The organism is Krasilnikovia sp. MM14-A1259, assembly GCF_047159535.1.
Taxonomy (GTDB): domain Bacteria; phylum Actinomycetota; class Actinomycetes; order Mycobacteriales; family Micromonosporaceae; genus Actinoplanes.
On the sequence record NZ_BAAGAJ010000002.1, the window covers coordinates 3,093,296 to 3,112,632 of the forward strand.

Consider the following 19,337-nt stretch of genomic DNA (forward strand, 5'->3'; position numbering starts at 1 on the left):
CCGGCTACGCGGCGATGGCGCGGGAGGCGGTGAGCCAGGTCAGCGCCTCGGTGGGGCCGACCGGGCTGGAGTAGTAGTAGCCCTGGCCCAGCGGGCAGCCCAGCCGCTGCAGGATGTCGCGGTGGTTGGCGTCCTCGATGCCCTCGGCGACCACGATCAGGTTCAGCGACTGCGCCAGGCTGACGATGCCCGAGACCAGCGCGAGCTGCTGTTCGCTGCCCACCATGTCGTCGATGAACGTCTTGTCGATCTTCAGTACGTCGATCGGCCGCTGCCGCAGGTAGCCCAGCGACGAGTAGCCCGTACCGAAGTCGTCGATGGCGATGCGGACGCCGAGGTCCTGCAGCACCGCCAGGTCGGCCCAGATCTCCTCGTCGTCGCGCATCAGCAGCGTCTCGGTGATCTCCAGCATGAGCGCCTGCGGGGGCACCCCCGCGTACTGCAGCGACGCCCGCACCTGATCCACGAAACCCTTCTCGCGGAACTGCCGCACCGAGACGTTGACACTCACGTACGGCTGGCGGGTCCGCGGCAGCACCCGCCGCCACTGGGCGACCGTGTGCAGCGCCTGATCGAGCACCCACCGTCCCATGGGGATGATCAGGCCGCTCTCCTCGGCAACCTCGATGAACTGGTCCGGGGCGATGATGCCGCGCGAAGGATGGTGCCAGCGCACCAGCGCCTCGAACCCGACCGCCTCGTCCGAGGCCAGATCCACGATCGGCTGGTACTGCAGCAGGAACGATCCCTCGTTGACCGCGTGGTCCAGCGCAGAGCGCAGCTCCAGGCGTTCCACCATCGCCCCGTGCAGGTGGGCCTGGTAGCGCCGCCACTGGTTCTTCCCGGCGCCCTTCGCCACGTACAGGGCGAGGTCGGCCTGGCGCAGCAGCTCGTCGGCGTTGTCCGCCTCGGGGGTCGTGGTGATGCCGATGCTGGCCACGGCCTGCAACGCCTCGCCGTCGACGTCGATGGGCCGGGCCAGCGCGGCGAGGATCCGCTCGGCGGCCTCCTCGACGGCGGCCGGGTCCTGGACGTTCTCGATGAGCGCGGCGAACTCGTCACCGCCGAGGCGGGCCGCGGTGTCCTCGGCGCGCAACGCCCCGCTGATCCGCTGCGCCACCGCGATCAGCAGCTGGTCGCCGACCGCGTGGCCGAGCGTGTCGTTGACGATCTTGAAGTCGTCCAGGTCGATGAACAGGACACCGACCAGCGTGCCGTCCCGGGCGCCGCGGGCCAGCGCATGCTGCAGCCGGTCGGCGAACAGGACCCGGTTCGCCAGCCCGGTGAGCGAGTCGTGGAAAGCCTGATGGATGAGGTCGCGCTCCAGGCGGCGCCGTTCGGTGACATCGCGCAGCGTGATCACCAGGCCGGTCACGGTCTGATCCGCGCGCAGATCGCGCAGATGCATCTCCAGCATCAATTCGTTGTCGTTGCGCCCCAGCGCCCGGAAGTCCAGCCCCTGCTCGGGGCCGCGCCCGAAGCGCACCGCGACCAGCACGTCATGCAGCCGGGCCCGGTCCGCCGGGTGGATGATGTCCGGCAGCCGCACCCCCACCGGATCCCCGCCGAGCACCGGCTGGGCGGACGGGCTGGCGTAGCGGACCCGGTCCTCCTCGTCGACGATCACGATGACGTCCGACGTGTTCTGCACCAGGGTCCGGAAGTACGTCTCGCTGTTGCGCCGGATGACCTCCTCGCCCAGCGCGATCCGCTCCATCGCGAGCGCCACCTGCGTGGCCAGGACCTCCAGGGAACGCTGCAACCCGATCAGCGCCCCCACCGGGGCACCCACGTGCAGCACCCCCACCAGCGGGTCGCCGGTCGGGCGGTCCTGCAGCACCAGCGGGCAGCGCAGCACCATGTTGTACTGGTTGAGGCGTACCGCGACCGCCCAGTCCACCTCCCGGGTCGGCACCAGCCGCGCCGACGTGCCGGCGGCCCGGTCCTGCGCGGCCTGCGCGGCGGCGTCGGCGCTCAGCGGCTCCTCCGGCTGGGCCACCGCCATCGCCAGCACCACCCGGTGCGGCACGTCCGGCAGCAGCTGCGCGACCGCCCGGCGGGCCGCCTCGGCGACCTCGTCGGCGTCGCTCGCCGACACCAGGACGGCGGACGCCTCCCGCAGCCCCCGTTCCCGTGACGTGGCCAGGCGCTGGCTGCCCATGATCCCCGCCGTACGCGCCAGCACCAGCATGAACGTCAGCCCGCACAGCACCGCCACCACGGACAGGTCCAGCGGACGGCCCTTCAGCCCGACCTGCACCAACAGCACCGCCGGCCCCACCAGAGCCGCGATGCCGAGCAGCAGGAGCCGCTTCCGGTCCAGGTCCGCGGGCGGTGTCGCGGCCGGCTGGGTCAGGGCGTGCATCGAGCCGTGCAGCGCGGCCAGGCCGATCGCCGCGTACAACGGCAGCCGCCCGAACGCGGTCAGCGCGGCCAGCTGGTGCTCCATCCCCGGCACGCTGTGCGCCATGTCGACCAGCAGCATCGTCAGAGCGCCGAAAACCAGCAGGAACCCGGACGGGACCCGGCGGTTCGACACGGTCCACAGCCGGGTCAACGCAGCCAGCAGCAGCAGGTCGCCGACCGGGAAGCCGATCGCCAGCAGGTCGGCCATCGAGGTCAGGTCGGCGTCGCGCAGCAGCGGGCTGAGCACGAGCGTCCACGACAGCAGTGCGGCGCCCGCGGTCACGGTCAGCGCGTCGATCAGGCCGCCGCGGTCCCGGCTGCCGTCGCTGCGGTAGTGCACGAACATCAACAGCGCACCCGCCAGCGTCGGGTACACCGCGAGCAGGGACCAGGTGACGACCGGCGCCAGATACGGCACGGTCTGCACGGCGTCGGGCACGTCGAACACGGTCTTGCCGACCGCCGACAGGAGCACCACGGCGCTGAGCAGATGCCACGGAACGGTCCGGGCCGGGCGGCCCCGCCGCACCCCGAACGTCACCGCGGCGACCGTGGCCAGTCCGGCCGCCAGCCGGATCGGGTCGTGCCAGGCCGGCTCCACCCAGAACGCAACGCCCAGGACCGCCATCGATACGCCGAAGAGGGTGGCCGCCAAGCGCGTCGGCATGCTCCTCCTCCTGTCGGCTACGGGAACGCTGTCAAATGATCGGCCCCCCGGTCGTTCAGCTGAGGAAAGGGGGACAATCGTGGCGTGCCGTCACCCCCCGACTTCGTCCGTACCCACACCCGCCTGGCGCCCGTGCCGCTCGTGCCCGAGCTGCTGCTGCACCAGGCCGACGAGCCGATCGCGCTGTGGGAGCACACCGAGGAGGGCGGCACCGAGCAGCCGCCGCCGTTCTGGGCGTTCGCGTGGGCGGGCGGTCAGGCGCTGGCCCGGCACGTCCTGGACCGGCCGGAGCTGGTCGACGGCCGGTCCGTGCTCGACCTGGCCTGCGGCTCCGGGCTGGTGGCCATCGCAGCGGCCCGCGCCGGGGCACGGCCGGTGACCGCGAACGACATCGACCCGCTCGCGGTGTCCGCCGCGGCGATCAACGCGGCCGCCAACGGGGTCGTGGTCGACCCGGTCGGGGGCGATCTGCTGGACACCCGCGACGGGCCCGCCCAGGCGCAGGTGATCCTGGCCGGGGACGTGTTCTACAGCCGGGAGATGTCGGCGCGCTTTCTGCCGTTCCTGCGGCGGGCCGCGGCGCGGGGGGCGCTGGTGCTCGTCGGCGACCCGGGCCGGGCGTACCTGCCGGCCGACGCGCTGACCCGGTGCGCCACGTACGACGTACCCGTGCCGGAGGCCCTGGAGAGCGTCACCGTCCGTCACACCACGGTCTGGCAGCTGCGCTGAGCCTCAGCGGCCTCAAGCGGCGGCCTCAGCGGGTGCCGAGGGTCCAGGCGCGGACCCCGCCGAGGATGCCGGCGGTGTTCGGCACCACCACCACGTCGTCGCCCATCCGCGCGAGCTGCGTCGCGGTGATCAGCCGCGAATTGCCCCCGCCCAGGTAGAGGCGGTCCCACCGGAACACCGGCCGCAACCCCTCGACGACGTTGCGGACCCGGCGAGACCAGAGCGCGTCCCCGAGCCGGCGCCGCTCGTGCTCGCCGATGTACGTGTCGTAGCTCATCCCCCACCGCACCGGCGCCTGCGACATCTCCAGGTGCGGGGCCAGCTTCCCGCCGTCGAACAACGCGCACCCCAGGCCGGTGCCCAACGTCAGGACCAGTTCGCAGCCGGTGCCCGCGACGACCCCGGCGCCGTGCACCTCCGCGTCGTTGAGGACGAGCGTCGGCAGCCCGAACGCCTCGGCCAGCGCGGTACGCGCATCGAAGCCGTGCCACGCGTCGGCCAGTTCCGGGTCGACCTTCGTACGGGGGCCGCTGCGCGTCACGTAGTGCGGCGTCGCCACCACCACGCCGTGGCGCAGCATGCCGGGCATGCCGACGGTCACCCGGTCGGCCGTGGGCAGGCCACCGCCGAGGCCGACCAGCGTCTTGACGAACACGTCCGGCGGCAACGGGTACGGCGTGGGCACCCGCACCGGGTGAGCGCGCATCGTGCCCGCCTCGTCCAGCACGGAACCCTTGATGCCGCCACCGCCGCAGTCGATCGTCAACGTGAAGGCCACCCCTAGGAGTGTGCCGCAACGCTCATCGCCCCGCGCGTGCGTCACCGGACGTCGTCGGCCCAGACCCGCCAGTCGTCGAGCACGCCGTACAGGGCCGGAGTGAGCCAGCCCGGCGCGGAACGGCGGAACACCCCGGGGTCCATCGCGCCCGCCCCGTCGGGCAGCGCGCCCACCAGGTGGGGGATCAGCTCTCCCAGGTTCGCCCAGTGCACCAGCTCGGGCTCGGCGGGCCAGGCGCCCAGCACCACGGCCGCGGGGATGCCGCGGCGCTCCAGCGCCTCCAGGGTCAGCGCGGTGTGGTTCAGCGTGCCGAGGCCCGCGCGGGCCACCACGATCGTGGCGGCCCCGAGCGCGACGGCCAGGTCCGCCACGGTCCAGGGGGCCCCGGACGGGCGTACCCCCATCGGCACGAGCAGCCCGCCGGCGCCCTCGACGAGGACCAGGTCGTGCTGCTTCGCCTCAGCCCGGACCGCGTCGACGACCTCGTACAGCTCCAGCGGGGCCGCCGACGCCACGCGGGCCGCGGCCAGCGGTGCCAGCGGCTCCGGATACTCCGCCAGGGTCCGCGCGGTGTGCGGGGCGGCCAGCCGGTTGACCACGTCGATGTCGGTGGGCGCGCCGGTGACCGTACCGGTCTGGCCGGGTTTGACGACGGCCACCCGCAGGCCGGCGGCCTGGGCGGCGGCGGCGACCGCGGACGTGACGACGGTCTTGCCGACGTCGGTGTCCGTCCCGGTGACCAGCACGATGCCGCGCCACTCCCCCGCCTCGGCGGGCCGTGCCGCGGGCACCGCCTCGGCGGGCCGTGCCGCGGGCACCGCCTCGGCGGCCGACGGCGGCCCGGAAGCGTGGGACGGCGGCGGCGCTGGAGCGTCCGACGGCGACGGCACGGAAGCATCGGACGGCGGTGGCCCGGGAGCATCGGACGGCGGCAGGTCCGGGGCGTCCGGCGCGACGATCACGGGGCGCACTCCACGATCACGTCCAGTGCGCGGGTGAAGTCCACCTCGGACACCCCGGCGTTCAGCGTCAGCCGCAGCCGGGAGGAACCGTCCGGAGTGGACGGCGGCCGGAAACAACCCACGGCCACGCCCCGGTCCCGGCAGTCCTCGGCCCACCCGAGCGCCGCCTCCGGGCCCGGCGCGACCACGGACAGCACCGCCCCGGCCGGCCGGCGCACGGCGAACCCGGCCGCGCCGAGCCGCCGTACGGTCTGCTCGGCGCGGGCCGCCAGCAGAGCCCGCAGGTCGTCCGCCTTCCGGGCGATCCCCAGGGCGGCGTGCGCCCCGGCCGCGACGGCCGGGGGCAGCGCGGTGTCGTAGATGAACGTGCGGCCGGTGTCGACGAGGTGGCGCACGAGCTGCCGCGGTCCCGCGATCAGCCCGCCCGCGCTGCCGAGCGACTTGGACAGCGTGGCGGTGACCACGACGTCCGGGGCGCCGGCCAGACCGGCCGCGACGACCCCGCCCGCGCCCTGGGGCCCGAGCACCCCGAGCGCGTGCGCGTCGTCCACCAGCAGCAGCGCTCCCCGCGCCGAGGTCACCTCGTGCAGCGCCGCGAGCGGGGCCAGGTCACCGTCCACAGAGAACACCGATTCGGTGACCACGACGGCGGGACGCTCGGGCGCAGCGTCGAGAATGGCCGCGACCGCGGCCGGATCGCCGTGCGGCGCCACCACGGTCTCGGCGCCGGACGACTTGCAGCCGTCGATCAGCGACGCATGGTTGTACGCGTCGGACACCAACACCGTCCCCTTGCCGGCGACGGACCGGACCGCGCCCAGGTTGGCCAGGTAACCCGAGGAGTAGATGAGGGCCTGCTCCGCTCCCAGCCAGGCGGCCAGGTCGTCCTCCAGCCCGGCGTGTGCCCGGGTGGAGCCGCGGACCAGCCTCGACCCGGTGGCGCCCAGCCCGTACGCGGACAGCGCCGCGATCGCCGCCGCGACGACCTCGGGGTGTCGCGCCAGGCCCAGGTAGTCGTTTCCGGCCAGGTCGACGACGACGTCGTCGGCCGCCCGGGGCCGCAACTCGCGGGTGAGCCCGGCCTTGGCCCTGGTGTGGGCCAGGCGCTCCAACTCGGTCAACCAGGCCGTCAACCCAAACCCCACAATCCGTCGGGCACACCACCGACGACGGCGAAACTATCAGGGGCCGACGGCCTTGTAGGGTACGGGCATGCCAGAGATCCTCGACCGGGCGCGCGCCCAGGTGCTTGCAGACGGTGTCGGGTTGAACTCCGCCGATGTGCTGGAGGTGCTGCACCTGCCCGACGAGGACGTTCCCGCTCTGCTCCAGCTCGCGCACGAGGTGCGGATGCGCTGGTGCGGGCCCGAGGTCGAGGTCGAGGGCATCGTCTCGCTGAAGACCGGCGGCTGCCCGGAGGACTGCCACTTCTGCTCCCAGTCCGGCCTGTTCACCTCCCCGGTGCGCGCGGTGTGGCTGGACATCCCGGCGCTGGTGGAGGCCGCGAAGCAGACAGCCGCGACCGGTGCCACGGAGTTCTGCATCGTGGCCGCGGTGCGCGGGCCGGACCAGCGGCTCATGACGCAGCTCCGCGAGGGTGTCGCGGCCATCAAGGCCGAGGTGGACATCCAGGTCGCGGCGAGTGTGGGCATGCTCACCCAGGACCAGGTCGACGACCTGGTCGAGATGGGCGTGCACCGGTACAACCACAACCTGGAGACGTGCAAGTCGTACTTCCCGAACGTGGTCACCACGCACACGTGGGAGGAGCGCTGGGACACGCTGCGGATGGTGCGTGACTCCGGCATGGAGGTGTGTTGCGGCGGCATTCTCGGGCTGGGCGAGACGGTCGAGCAGCGCGCCGAGTTCGCGGGGCAGTTGGCCGAGCTGGACCCGCACGAGGTCCCGCTGAACTTCCTCAACCCCCGCCCCGGCACTCCGCTGGGTGACCGGCCGGTGGTCGAGGGCAAGGACGCGCTGCGCGCAATCGCCGCGTTCCGGCTCGCGATGCCGCGGACCATCCTGCGGTACGCGGGCGGCCGCGAGATCACGCTCGGCGACCTGGGCACCCGGGAGGGCCTGCTGGGCGGCATCAACGCGGTGATCGTCGGCAACTACCTGACCACACTGGGGCGCCCGGCCACCGAGGACCTGGCCTTGCTGCAGGACCTGAAGATGCCGGTCAAGGCCCTGTCCGCGACGCTGTGACCGGCGCGGTGACCACCGCTTGGTGCGACCGGTGCGGCGAGGCCGCCGCCACCGGCGACCACGCCGCGTGCCACCGCGCCCGCGAGCTGGAGCCGCCACGGTTCTGCCCGCAGTGCCGGCGCCGGATGAAGGTGCAGATCCTCCCGGCCGGGTGGACGGCCACCTGCGTGGAACACGGCGACCGGCACTCCTGACGCCCGGCTACCTCCGGGTGGCGGGCGCGGCCGGGCCGGTGGCGCGTAGAGCCCGCGCGACCGGCAGGGTCACGCTGGTCATGGGCCCGTCGCGATCGGTGCGGCCCGCGCCGAGACGGCGCAGCGTACGCAGCATCCCCGCGTTGTCCGCGCTGGTATGCGCCACGACCGCGGCGAACCCGACCCGCTCCGCGTACGCGAGCAGGCGGCGCAACAGGGCCGTGCCGACGCCGCGCCGCTGCCAGCCGTCCTCCACCAGCAGCGCCACCTCCCCGAGCTCGCCCTCGGCGAGGAGGCTGGCCATGGCCACGACCCTGTCGGTGTGCAGGTCGACGGCGAGCACCGTGACCCCACCGGCCGGTTCGAGCAGGCGCCGCAGCCGCGGCTCGGCGGGCGCGCTGCCCAGGTAGCGCCGCTGCAGGGAGGCCACGGATGCCCGCCGGTGCAGGCCGAGCACCCCGTCCGCGTCGTCGGGCCCGGCCGGGCGTACCAGCAGCTCCGACCCGTCGGGCAGCAGCAACGTGGCGTGTTCGGCGTGCTGGCGCAGCGCCGCCGCGGAAACCTCGACGAGGGCTTGGGCGCGCGCATACTCCGCGGGGGTGAACTCCGGTGCCCGCCGCAGCAGCTCGTACGCCCCGCCGACCGGGTCGAGCAGGGTCATCCGGCGGCCGTCGAAGCCCGGCCCGGCGACGGGCTCGGGGTGCCAGCGCACACCGTCCGCGTCCAGCAGCGTGACGAGGGCTTCGCCGAGCAGGTCCGGGTCGTGCACGAGCCGCCCGGCCAGCGCCAGGGCCCGGGTGGGCTGGTCGGCCAGCCCCTGGGCCTCGGCCCGCGCCACGAACACGTCCCGGCCGCGGCCGCGCTCGACCGCGGCGATCATGTCCGATTCCGACATCGTGTCCGGGGCGTCGACGAGGAAGTCGTCGACGGCGCCGGCTTCGGTGGTGTGCACATGTACGGCAAGGATGTTCACCGACCGCAGCGCGAGACTGGCAGTCAGCACGGACAGGTAGCCAGGGCGGTCGTCAACCGTTGCCCGGATCCGCCACAACGCCATTCGGAGCACTTCCTTCCGGATCGAGTCGCCTTGTACCCAAGCTCAAGCGTCTCGTGCCGGTGTTACCCCGATATTGCCTGAACTGCGAAAACTATGAGGGGTCAATCACAGCGTGGGCGATCGGAGCCGTTTCGGGGGTGCGCTCCAGGTGATCGCCCAGGATGACCGCGGCAGCGCGGACGAGCTGAGCCACCCGGTCGACCTCGATCACGTGGAATGCGGGGGTCGGCAGCTCCTCGTCGTCCGTCCGCGCGACCACGAGCACCAGGCCGGCCCGGCCGAACGGGGCCACCGCGTACCGGGTGCCGTCCGGGCCGGTGAGCGGGCGGGCCCGCAGCGGGGTCACCTCGGGCAGATGCAACGGGGCCGGGGCGCGCCAGCTCGCATACGCCACGGTCGGCTCCCCGCCTGAACGGGCGGCCCAGTCGGTCGGGACCACGGCCGCCGCGGCCCAGTCGGCGGCGAGCAGTCCGGGCACCGCGTCGACGAGCGTGGCCAGGCCGTCGGCCGGGTTCGCGGCCACCTGGGCCAGCAGCTCGGCGTCGTGCCCCCCGGAGACCGGCGCGCCGATCGCCCGCCAGACACCGTCAACCTGCACCCCGGGGATGGCGGCGAGGCCCGCGAGCAGGCGTTCCACCCGGGAGGCGCCGGGCCAGACGACCGTGAAGTCGTCGACCGCGCGGCCACCGAGACGTTCGAGCACCACGACCTGCACGATGTCGGCCCCGGCGACGCCGAGCGTCCGCGCCACCTGACCGAGGGCGCCGGGGCGGTCCGGCAGCGTGACCCGTACCCGCAGCAACATGAAGCTCCCTCCCGTCTGGCCGACGGCGCGGCACAGCCGTCCCGTGGCGACCAGACTGCCGATCCGGCGTTTCACGCCGGTTGCACGATCGTTGCCCGATCGTCAAGACCGGTGAAATCCCCAGGACGAGCCTAGACATGTTCCGGCGGGCGCACGACGGACCACATGACGGTCCAGCAGAACGCGCGAAGCCCACCCGGCACACCGGTGACGGGCTGCGATCCGTACGCATAGAGTCGTGGGCATGATCTGCCGCGCCTGCCGCGAGCAACGCCACGAGCACTGCCGGGGCGGGTCGTGGTGCGACTGCCAGCACCGGCCCGTGGTGCCCGTGCCGCCGGTGACCGGGCCGGCCGCTCCGTGAGCGGTCCCGCCGTGCGGGCCTGGCCGGGCCCCGAGCCGGCGCCCGTGGACGTGGCCGCGCTGACCGAGCGGTACCCGCGCAACCCCGAGCCGACACTGCGGGTGAATTTCGTCGCCAGCCTGGACGGCGCGGTGGCCGTCGAGGGCTTCTCCGCGGGACTGTCCAGCCCCGCGGACAAGCTGGTCTTCGGGACGCTGCGGATGGTGTGCGACGCGCTGGTGGTGGCCGCCGGCACGGTACGCATCGAGAACTACAACGCGTTACGCCTCAGTGCGCCCCGGCGGGACTGGCGGCGCGCGCACGGGCTGCCGGAGTTCCCGCTGATGGTCGTCGTCTCCCGCACGCTCGACCTCGACCCGGCCCAGGAGATCTTCTCCGACGCACCGATCCGGCCGATCGTCCTGACCTGCGGCGCCGCGCCCGCGGACCGGCGGGCCGTCCTGGAGCAGGTGGCGGAGGTGGTGACCGTCGGTGAGCGCGAGGTGGATCTCGCGGCCGGTGTCGCCGCGCTGCACCGGCGCGGGGCGACGCAGCTGCTCTGCGAAGGCGGCCCGCTCCTGTTCGGGGCGCTGACCGCGGCGGATCTCGTGGACGAGCTGTGCCTGACCGTGTCGCCGCTGCTGGTGGGCGGCACCGCCGGCCGCATCGCGACCGGACCGCCGGGTCCGCCGCGGGCGATGTCGCTGCGCGGCATCCTGTCCGCCGACGACATGCTCTTTCTCCGGTACGCCCGCAGCCGTCCCTGATCGACATTCCGGGTTGCCCGCGGCCGTCCCTGATCGATCTCGTGCGCTGGGCGTGCCGATGGCCCTGACCGCGCTCCCGGTCAGGGCCATCGGTGGGGCGATCGGATGTCGGTCCGGTTCGCCCAGGGCCGGAGCTGCTCGCCGATCCGGTTCGGTCCCGCGCCTCCTTTCGTCAGCCGTTTCCGATTACCGGTCCGGGTGCCGAGTGCCGTTCGTCAGGGGGGTGAACGGCCGGCCGGTCTCCGATGGGGGGTCCCCCAGGGCGGCGTCATCGGCAGGAGATGACGCCACCCGCGGGGTTCGGGTTCCGGCCGTTCGGCCAAGGGGCTCCCGGCTTGTACTGCTCAGTTACGGCGACGCTGCTGCTGCTGGCCGTTCTGCTGCTGGCCGCCGTTGTTGTTGTTCTGCTGCTGGCCATTCTGCTGCTGGCCGTTGTTGTTCTGCTGCTGGCCGTTGTTGTTCTGCTGCTGGCCGTTGTTGCCGCCGTTGTTGTTGCCACCGTTGTTGCCACCACCGGCGACCTGGATGCGGACCGCGTCGAACGCGGGGGTCTGGTTGGCGCGCTCCATCATCGGGATCCGGTGCGAACCGTCACCCGCCCACGAAGCACACTGCGCAGTACCCTGCTGCGGCAGGCCAGGCACATTGATCGTCACCACATCGGCGCCACGGCCACCCTGCTTGTCCTCGGTCGCCACGAAGAACGCCGGCACCGGGTCGGGCTGGGGGGCCGCGTTCGTGTTGTCCAGCATGCGGCAGGCGGTGTGGAAGTGGCCACGAACGATGCCACCCTGCAGCACCGAGCTCTCCACGTAGTACCCACCCTGACCAGCCGCCAGGAACCGGTCCCGGATCAGGTTCCGCGTCGACACCTTCAAGCTGAACGGCTGACCGGCCGCGACCTGCTGCGGCGCGTCCACAATCAACAGCGACGGGTTGTTCGCGGCCGAACCCACCTCACCGAACTCCGTCGACACGCACCGGTCACCCTTCTGGAAACCGTCGTGCGGCGGCAGCTGGCTCGTCTTGCAGCTGTTCGTCAGCACACCCAGACCCGCACCCGGAGGCGGAGTCTGGTTGTTGTTGTTGCCGCCGTTGTTGTTGCCGCCGTTGTTGCCCTGCTGCTGGTTGTTGTTGCCACCCTGCTGCTGGCCGTTGTTGTTGCCGTTCTGCTGCTGGTTGTTGTTGTTGCCGTTCTGCTGCTGGCCGTTCTGACCCTGCTGCTGGTTGTTGTTACCACCCTGCTGCTGGCCGTTCTGACCCTGCTGCTGGTTGTTCTTGCCACCCTGCTGCTGGCCGTTCTGACCCTGCTGCTGGTTGTTCTTGCCACCCTGCTGCTGGCCGTTCTGACCCTGCTGCTGGTTGTTGTTACCACCCTGCTGCTGGCCGTTCTGACCCTGCTGCTGGTTGTTCTTGCCACCCTGCTGCTGGCCGTTCTGACCCTGCTGCTGGTTGTTGTTACCACCCTGCTGCTGGCCGTTCTGACCCTGCTGCTGGTTGTTCTGCTGATTGTTCTGCTGGTTGGAGGCGTTCTGCATCACCCACTGGCGACAGCGGGCCCGCATCGTCTCCACGGTCGGGACGTCACCGGCGCCGTCATCGGCGTGCTGGGTGACCCGCCCCTTGTTCGTGGTGTACGTGCCCCGCCGGGTCTCCGTGGACAACTTCGCGGCCCGCGGAGCCTGAATGTTGTTGCAGGCGGACATGGCCCGCTGCGTCGAGCGGTTAGTGCTCGCGTTGGAAATCTGCGTGACGGTCACGATGCCGCCGAAGGCCACGAGCGTGGCCGCCGCGGCGACGATTCGACGTCGTCCGCTGAACCACTTCGACCATGGGGATTCGCGCCGGTACTGCGACCTTCGCATGCTGACACCTTTCTGGGACAAGTGGCGGGCGGTGGAGCCAGCCGGGGTAATGCCGTACGGCCTGGTCGGCTGGCCAGGTCGAACCGCTCGCGGTTTACCGCGTTCGGAAGATGCGCATGGTGGTGACGACGCCGGCGACCAAGGCCACGGCGAGCACCAGGAGAATGACGGTGGTGTTGATGCCAGGGGCGCTGCTGCCGGCCTGAGCGATCATGTTCTGATCGACCGGCACCGGGCCCTTGCCGGCGGGCGCGGCGGGGGCCGGGGCGGTGGGCAGCGCGCCGTAGTCGACGATGCCGCTGCTCTCCAGCAGCGTCATGTGCGTCATGACGAACTGGTTCGCCTGCTGCGCCAGCTTGCGGACGGTGTCGTTGCGGGTGCTGGCGCGGATCGTCGCGATGGCCGGGAAGATCTTGCCGTGCGCGGCACGCAACCGGTCGACGTAGATCTGGTCGAACGTGGTGGCGTTGGCGTTCTTCATCTCGTTGAGCCAGAACTGCTGGTCGTCGTTCGGCTTGTTCGGCAGCGCGATGCCCAGCTTCTTGGCTGCGTCCCGGTCGAGCTGATCGAGCAGCACGTGCTGCGCCGAGATGTTCTTGCCGATGTTCTGAATGCGCGGGTCCTGGGACTTCTGCTGGGCCATGTTCCCGGCGGGGATCTCCCAGAGTCCGGCGAGGCGAACCTTCACCACGAAGTCCCGGTCGGCGGCGCTGAGTGCGCCGACTCCCCGGTCGGTGAGTCCGGTGTTCGGCGGCACGGGGACATCCCCGGCCGCCCGAGCCATCCCTGCCGGCGCCAGCAGGACCACCAGCACCGTTGCGAGAGTGCCCACAAGCCAGCGCTGGAGCCGGCGTGTGGAGCGGGCGGCAATCATGTCTCTCGTACCTCCGACGATGATCGATGGCGGGGTTCCGGGGGGCCTTTCGGCCGGTGCGGAAACCGTAGGAGCGTCGCTTGCGCAATGGCAATGCCGCAGGCGGGCCTTGCAAAAGAATTAAGGGAATGCTTAACGAAGTCGATATTCTCGCAGCACCCCTCGGGGAGATCGTCCAAAAGGGCGATCCCCCGAGTTCAAGCAATCAATTGAATTGTTTTAGCGGCCCCATTCAGCGACCGCGGAAAGACGCTCAGTAGCTGTAGTCGGAGCCTGCGCCGCCGGAGTCGTCGCTCTGCTGCTCGTCGTCGGCGGGCGGCGCGACCGGCTTGGAGATCTTGGGCAGGCAGGTGAGGTTCTTGGTGCCGTCCGGCTTCACGACGAACCACTTGCCGCCGACGTTCTGGCCCTTCCAGGTGCCGGCCTTCTTGTCGCCGATGTAGCGGTAGACCGGCCAGTTGCCGATCGTGATCTGCTTGCTGCCGTCGGCGCGGGTCACCGTGCCGACCTCCTTCGGGTCGACGCCCTTGAGCTTGGGCTTCCCGTCGGTGAGAGCGGGCGGCCACACCTTGGCGCAGTCACCGTTGCAGTTGGACACGACCTTGGGCTTGACCTTGTCGTCGTCGAAGCGGTACAGCACGAAGCCGTCCTGGTCCTCGACGACCTCGCCCATGCGGGGCACCGCGGTGCCGTTCAGCTCCGTCGTGAGCTTGTCCTCGGGGACGTCGGGAGCGTCCTTCTGAGCCGTGTCGTCCTTGTTGGCGGTGTCATTGCCGTCGGCAACCTGGTCGTCGGCCGGAGCGTCGGGGCTGGCCGATGGGTCCAGGTCGTTCGAGGCGGGCTGCGCACCGCCGCCGTAGTCGGACGGGTTGTAGCCGGCGGGCGCGCAACCGGCGAGTGCGAACGCCGCCGCAATCGCGGTGCCGACGACCATCAACTTTCGCTTCTCCGGTACCACGTCGTCCTCCAGCTGGATCGTCTATCTGCGTGTCCGGGCTGTAGTACGAGCACCGTCGCTGCGCGGTTGAAGAATCGGGTCAATCAATTCGAGGATTTTTGCCTGCTCCGGCGCGCCTAGCAGCGTGTGCACACGGCCGCGCGCACGGTGATGGATTCGATGGGCACAGATGCCGAACGCCCGGCCGAATGGCTCGGCCGGGCGTCGACGTGGTGGTACGCGTGTGTCAGGGGACCCGGACGAGGGTCTCCGCAACACCCTTGGTGTCTACGGACTGCACCTGAAGGTGGGCGATGTCGTCGCGCGGCAGGGCCGTCACGGCCTGCAGCATCAGGGGGTTCGGGTTGGCGGCCGTGCCCCAGCCCTTCTCCGGCACGGTCCACGTGGTGAGCACCTCGGTGCCGCCGTCGGTCCGCACCGCCACCAGGCGGCAGGTCCGTGGCCCCTTGATGTTGGAGACCGCGAAGGAAACCTGGGTGCCCCAGTCCTTCTTCTCCAGCGCCACATCCGCCCGCACCCCGGTACGGGTGTCCGAGCCGCCGAACCGCTCACCGGTCAGATCCGGGCCACCGATGCCCGTACCGTCGGTCAGCGGCAGCGGATCGAGCTGGCTGGAGCCGCGCTGCGCGGTGGTCGACGGCTGCCTCGACTGCCCGGGCGCGAACCAGTTGGCACCGGCGAACAGCGCACCGATCGACAGCATCGCGAAAACCACGACCGCGGCGGCCAGGGAGTACAGCCGGCGGCTGTTGGCGCGGCGCCGTTCATGGCGCACCTCGCCGATCATCTGCTTGAGCACGACGCCGTCGCGCCGGGACTGCTCCGTGGCGACCAGGGCGTCCGCGTCGATCTCGGACATGATGTCCACGACCGGCAGGAACGACTCCAGTTCGATCGCGCATGTCGGGCAGTCGATGAGGTGATCCTCGAAGCGGGCGGCATCGCGCGCGTCGAGCACACCCAGCGCGTACGCCGCGACGTCGAAGTGCTGGTCCTGCATCATTCCGTCACCCCCCGCTGCTGCAGAGCCGTACGCAGGGCCCGCAGCGCGTAGTACACGCGCGATTTGGCGGTGCCCAGCGGAAGGCCGAGCACCTCCGCCGCCTCCGGAACGGTCCGGCCGCGGAAGTACGTCTCGACGAGGATCTCCCGATGCGACTGGCTGAGCGTGCGCAGTGCGTCGGTGACCGTCATCAGCTGGAGCACCCGGTCGGTGTCGTCCGCCGTACTCGGGAAGCTCTCCAGCTCACGATCGTACGTCTCCGGTGGGCGGGCGCTCACGCTGCGGTGATCGTCGATGGCGATCCGCCGCGCAACCGTGACCAGCCACGGCCGCAGGGACTGCTGCCCCTGGGCGCCGAGGCGGTGCGCGTTGCGCCAGGCGCGCAGCAGCGTCTCCTGGACGATGTCCTCGGCGCGCTGGCGGTCTCCACCGGTCAGGCGCAGCACGAACATCAGCAACGGGCCCGCGTGCTCCTCGTAGAGCATCCGGACCAGGGTGTCCTCATGGTTCGCGGTCGTCGACGCCGCCTCGTGCCGAGGCGCCTGTCGTGGAATCACGCCACCATCCTTGTCCGCCCCGTTGGCTCCCTCGAGAGCCGACCACCGGCCACCGGATCGCTGCTGCGTCATCGCGCACACCCCGTCCGTCGTGGGCCGGTCGACAACCAGCGCATGCATCGATTCCTCCTGCCGGTGCTTACCCCGTCGCCCTTAGTACGAGCGGGGGCACCTGCCGGGATCAATGCGGGCGGGAAATTTTCCCGGAGTCCGGCGTGGCCGCGGGGGCACGATGAGCTCAAGATTCCTCCGAGTTCCGGGCAGGGCGGCCGCGCAGGTCAGCGATCACCTTTCATCCATCTGCACCGATATGTGCAGTCGGGCAGGCGAATCATACTCAGCTCGGCCGGGCCGTGGAGAAATCCTTCCGAGCGTGCTCACGGGGACACTCACCGCAAGAAAAGCGCGACTGCGTGGCACCTCTCACACACCGAACGCAACCGGTGGCCGCCATCAGCCGCGACCCGGCGCCAGCCCGGCCGCCGGCGCGCGACCGCCCAGGCGCGCGGCGCGGTCGATCACCGCGGCCGATCATCGCGGGCGCGGCCGGTCAGCGGGCGCGGGCCGTGGCCAGTGTCAGGGCCCGGTGCAGCACCCGGGCATCGCCGAGCAGACCGCGCAGCCGCCGCTCCAGCCCGGCGATCGGGACGAGGTTCTGCGGCGCCCGCGGATCCTTGTACGCCGCCGAAGCAAACCGCGGCAACGTCACCCCGGACAGCTCCGCAAGCTGAATCGCCTGCTCCGGGGCCAGATCGGGCGAGCACTCGACGCGGACCACCCCGGCCCACGGGGCCCCGGTGGCGCCGGGCAGACGCAGATACCACGACCAGCCGCCCCACACCGTCCCGAGCTGGAACACCGGGGTGCGCTGCCCCGCCCGCAACCCGGTCACCACCGGGGTGAGCGCGGCGGGCAGATACTGCCGCTGCTGCGTCTTGACGTAGCCGATCGTGCGGGGCAGCTGACGGCGATTGCGCAGGGGCCCATCGACCACGAGCAGGTCCGCGCCGTCGGACGGATGGTCGCGGGCCGCGGCCGACACCTCGATCTCCAGCGCGGTCAGCGGGCCCTGCACGGCGGCGGGCAGCTTACTCGCCTCGCCCGTGCCGGAGACCCGGTGGATTTCGTACCGGATCGAGCCGGCCACCACGTCACCGGCGGTGGGGCTCGCGGTGAACAGACCCCGGCCCACCCGGGCCCCGGCCAGCTCAGCGACCCCGCGACGCAGGTCGCAGCGGACCACCCCGGCGGCGTACGAGGCGGCCAGGCCCGCGTACGACTGGCCGTCGTCCTCCGCGGTCCACAGGCCCGCGTCGTTGCGCCGCACGCCGTCGACCAGCAGCACCACATCCGGGCAGCGCAGCCCGGCGGGGACGTCGATCGGCGCCCACTGCGCGGCCGGTACCTCCACATCCGTGTCGACCTGGGCGCTGCTGGGCGCAGCCGGACCGTCACCGCCGCCGCCCTCGAACGAGGACCCGTACGCCGGGTCCCACGCGTCGACGAACATCCGGGTCACAGGCCGACCCTGTCCACGTACGCCGTCCGGGCGTCCTTGTGCACCTCGAACCGCACCGGCACCCGCTCGGCGAGCGAGTGGACGTGAGTGACGACGCCGACCATCCGGTCGCCCCGGGCGGCCAGATTCTCCAAAGTGGCGGCCACGACGTCGAGCGTCGCCGCGTCGAGGGTACCGAAGCCCTCGTCCAGCACGATGGATTCGAGGCTTGCCGCGGTGGTCGACATGCCCGCGAGCTGCTCCGACAGGGCCAGCGCGAGGGCCAGCGACGCCTGGAACGTCTCGCCGCCCGACAGTGTGCGCACCCCGCGGCGCAGCCCGGCGTCGTGGTGGTCGACGACGAAGAACTCGCCGCGGTCGTGGACGAGGTCGTACTGGCCGCCGGTGAGCTCGCGCAGGATCCGGGAGGCGCCGTCGACCAGCAGGTCCAGCGCCTCCTCCAGCAGCCAGCGCTCGAAGTTGTTCGCCCGCAGGTGACCGGCGAGCGCCTTGGCCACCCGGCTGTCGCGCAGCAGTGCGGCCCGCTGCTCGGCCAGCCCGCGGGCCTGCTCACGGCGGTCCGCCAGTCGCTGCCACGCGGCCTGGGCCCGCTCGGCCGCGACCGCCGCAGCCCGGATCAGTTCCGAGTCCGCGGCGGGACCGGGCAGGCCGCGACCGGGCCCGGCCGAGTCCGACCTGCCCGAACCAGGCCCACCCGAACCAGGCCCACCCGAACCGGCACCGCCCGAACCAGGGGCGCCCGTGCCGGGGCCACCGGCTCGGGGCACGGGCACGCCCATGCGTGGTTCCGGCACACCGGCCTCGGTGAACAGTGCTATGACCGCCGCGTACGCCTGCTCAGTCGCCCGGTGTGCCGCGGCGACCGCCGCATCCGCCTCGCCGCGCGCCTGCTCCCGGTGCGCCCGCTGCTCCTGCGCCCAGGCGACCAGCGCAGCCCAGGCGCCGGTCAGGTCGTCGCGGTCCGCGGGCGGCGGACCGAACCGGGCCACCGCGTCGCGGGCCGCGTCGAACGCCCGCCACGCACCGCGCTGCTGCTCCTCGGCCGCGTCGGCCGCCGCCTGGGTCCGGCGCTGCTGCTCGCGGGCGGCGCGGACGGCCGCCCCGGCGTCCTCCAGCCGCCGCTGCAGCCGGGTCAGCTCGGCCAGCCGGGCGCGCAGCGCGTCGGCGCCCGGGGAGTCCGCGAGCCCGCCCCGGACCTCCGCGAGCCGGGCGAGATGGTGCTCGTGCTGGGCGCGTTTGCGTTCCAGGCCGCTCTCCAGCTTGCGTGCCACCGCGTCGCGCTCGCGGAACGCGGTGGACGCGACCTCGGCCGCCGCCCGCGCGGCGCGCCCCGTGGCCTCGGCCGCCTGCACCGCCGAGCCCTCCGGGACCGGCGGAACGTCGTCGACCTCGCGCAGGCAGACCGGGCAGTCGTCGCCCGCGGACAGGTGTGCCCGCAACGCGACCGCGCGGTCCAGGCGCTGCGCCTCGGCGTACTCCGTGCGGGCCTGCTCCAGCAGTTGCTCGGCCCCGGTCGCCGCGGCCCGGGCCAGGTCGGCGGCCACCGCCGCGTCGCGGTACTCCACCTCGGCGACGCCGACCTCGCCGGCGAACCACTCGGCCTGCTCGGTGAGCCGGTCGAACTCCAGATGCCGGTCCAGCAGCA

16 protein-coding genes and 1 pseudogene are annotated in these 19,337 nt (G+C 72.2%); 4 read left to right on the forward strand and 13 right to left on the reverse strand.

Going from position 1 to position 19,337, the window contains the following annotated elements; all coding sequences use genetic code 11:
* Nucleotides 1-4: 4 nt before the first annotated feature.
* Complete coding sequence (locus ACMCNK_RS13565) at nt 5-3,073, reverse strand: putative bifunctional diguanylate cyclase/phosphodiesterase (RefSeq protein WP_412736772.1); 3,069 nt, start codon at nt 3,071-3,073, stop codon at nt 5-7.
* Between the two features lie 84 nt (nt 3,074-3,157).
* On the opposite strand from ACMCNK_RS13565, the gene ACMCNK_RS13570 reads away from it, so the two are divergent.
* Nucleotides 3,158-3,802: a class I SAM-dependent methyltransferase gene (locus ACMCNK_RS13570; RefSeq protein ID WP_412736773.1), complete on the forward strand. Its 645-nt coding sequence runs from the start codon at nt 3,158-3,160 to the stop codon at nt 3,800-3,802.
* Between the two features lie 25 nt (nt 3,803-3,827).
* Here ACMCNK_RS13570 and ACMCNK_RS13575 read toward each other — a convergent pair whose 3' ends face one another.
* The 3 genes from ACMCNK_RS13575 to ACMCNK_RS13585 all read right to left on the reverse strand — a co-directional run bounded on the left by ACMCNK_RS13575 (nt 3,828) and on the right by ACMCNK_RS13585 (nt 6,675).
* A complete protein-coding gene (locus tag ACMCNK_RS13575) occupies nt 3,828-4,580 on the reverse strand; it encodes an ROK family protein (protein ID WP_412736774.1) in 753 nt (250 codons plus the stop codon).
* 41 nt (nt 4,581-4,621) lie between these two features.
* A complete protein-coding gene (gene bioD, locus ACMCNK_RS13580) occupies nt 4,622-5,371 on the reverse strand; it encodes a dethiobiotin synthase (protein ID WP_412740837.1) in 750 nt (249 codons plus the stop codon).
* Between the two features lie 167 nt (nt 5,372-5,538).
* On the reverse strand, nt 5,539-6,675 hold the full coding sequence (locus tag ACMCNK_RS13585) for an 8-amino-7-oxononanoate synthase (RefSeq protein ID WP_412736775.1): 1,137 nt from the start codon (nt 6,673-6,675) through the stop codon (nt 5,539-5,541).
* Nucleotides 6,676-6,754: 79 nt separating this feature from the next.
* On the opposite strand from ACMCNK_RS13585, the gene bioB reads away from it, so the two are divergent.
* Both bioB and ACMCNK_RS13595 read left to right on the forward strand, forming a co-directional pair.
* On the forward strand, nt 6,755-7,750 hold the full coding sequence (gene bioB, locus ACMCNK_RS13590; protein WP_412736776.1) for a biotin synthase BioB: 996 nt from the start codon (nt 6,755-6,757) through the stop codon (nt 7,748-7,750).
* Nucleotides 7,747-7,944 (forward strand): hypothetical protein, encoded by a 198-nt coding sequence (locus ACMCNK_RS13595; RefSeq protein ID WP_412736777.1) that lies wholly within the window; start codon nt 7,747-7,749, stop codon nt 7,942-7,944. The genes bioB and ACMCNK_RS13595 overlap by 4 nt, the downstream gene beginning before the upstream one ends.
* A gap of 7 nt (nt 7,945-7,951) precedes the next feature.
* Here ACMCNK_RS13595 and ACMCNK_RS13600 read toward each other — a convergent pair whose 3' ends face one another.
* Both ACMCNK_RS13600 and ACMCNK_RS13605 read right to left on the reverse strand, forming a co-directional pair.
* Nucleotides 7,952-9,001 carry a GNAT family N-acetyltransferase gene (locus ACMCNK_RS13600; RefSeq protein ID WP_412736778.1) on the reverse strand — a complete coding sequence of 350 codons (1,050 nt, stop codon included), beginning with the start codon at nt 8,999-9,001 and terminating at the stop codon, nt 7,952-7,954.
* Between the two features lie 91 nt (nt 9,002-9,092).
* On the reverse strand, nt 9,093-9,806 hold the full coding sequence (locus ACMCNK_RS13605; protein WP_412740838.1) for an amino acid-binding protein: 714 nt from the start codon (nt 9,804-9,806) through the stop codon (nt 9,093-9,095).
* A gap of 297 nt (nt 9,807-10,103) precedes the next feature.
* On the opposite strand from ACMCNK_RS13605, the gene ACMCNK_RS13610 reads away from it, so the two are divergent.
* Entirely contained in the window at nt 10,104-10,916 is an 813-nt protein-coding gene (locus ACMCNK_RS13610; protein ID WP_412736779.1) for a pyrimidine reductase family protein, read from the forward strand.
* A 344-nt stretch (nt 10,917-11,260) separates the two neighbouring features.
* On the opposite strand, the gene ACMCNK_RS13615 is transcribed toward ACMCNK_RS13610, so the two are convergent.
* The 7 genes and pseudogenes from ACMCNK_RS13615 to ACMCNK_RS13645 all read right to left on the reverse strand — a co-directional run.
* A complete protein-coding gene (locus ACMCNK_RS13615; RefSeq protein ID WP_412736780.1) occupies nt 11,261-12,781 on the reverse strand; it encodes a Pecanex-like protein 1 in 1,521 nt (506 codons plus the stop codon).
* A gap of 94 nt (nt 12,782-12,875) precedes the next feature.
* The gene (locus ACMCNK_RS13620) at nt 12,876-13,613 is read right to left on the reverse strand and encodes a DUF4142 domain-containing protein (protein WP_412736781.1); all 738 of its coding nucleotides are present in this window, start codon (nt 13,611-13,613) and stop codon (nt 12,876-12,878) included.
* 295 nt (nt 13,614-13,908) lie between these two features.
* Complete coding sequence (locus ACMCNK_RS13625) at nt 13,909-14,589, reverse strand: hypothetical protein (protein ID WP_412736782.1); 681 nt, start codon at nt 14,587-14,589, stop codon at nt 13,909-13,911.
* A gap of 250 nt (nt 14,590-14,839) precedes the next feature.
* Complete coding sequence (locus tag ACMCNK_RS13630) at nt 14,840-15,616, reverse strand: zf-HC2 domain-containing protein (protein WP_412736783.1); 777 nt, start codon at nt 15,614-15,616, stop codon at nt 14,840-14,842.
* Nucleotides 15,613-16,293: a sigma-70 family RNA polymerase sigma factor gene (locus tag ACMCNK_RS13635; protein WP_412736784.1), complete on the reverse strand. Its 681-nt coding sequence runs from the start codon at nt 16,291-16,293 to the stop codon at nt 15,613-15,615. Before ACMCNK_RS13635 ends, ACMCNK_RS13630 begins: the two co-directional genes overlap by 4 nt.
* A 430-nt stretch (nt 16,294-16,723) precedes the next feature.
* Nucleotides 16,724-17,692, reverse strand: a complete 969-nt coding sequence (locus ACMCNK_RS13640) for a hypothetical protein (protein ID WP_412736785.1) — start codon at nt 17,690-17,692, stop codon at nt 16,724-16,726.
* Nucleotides 17,689-18,306 (reverse strand): annotated as a pseudogene (locus ACMCNK_RS13645) (SbcC/MukB-like Walker B domain-containing protein); the annotation flags it as partial. The pseudogene ACMCNK_RS13645 and the gene ACMCNK_RS13640, both read right to left, overlap by 4 nt.
* Between the last annotated feature and the right edge of the window lie 1,031 nt (nt 18,307-19,337).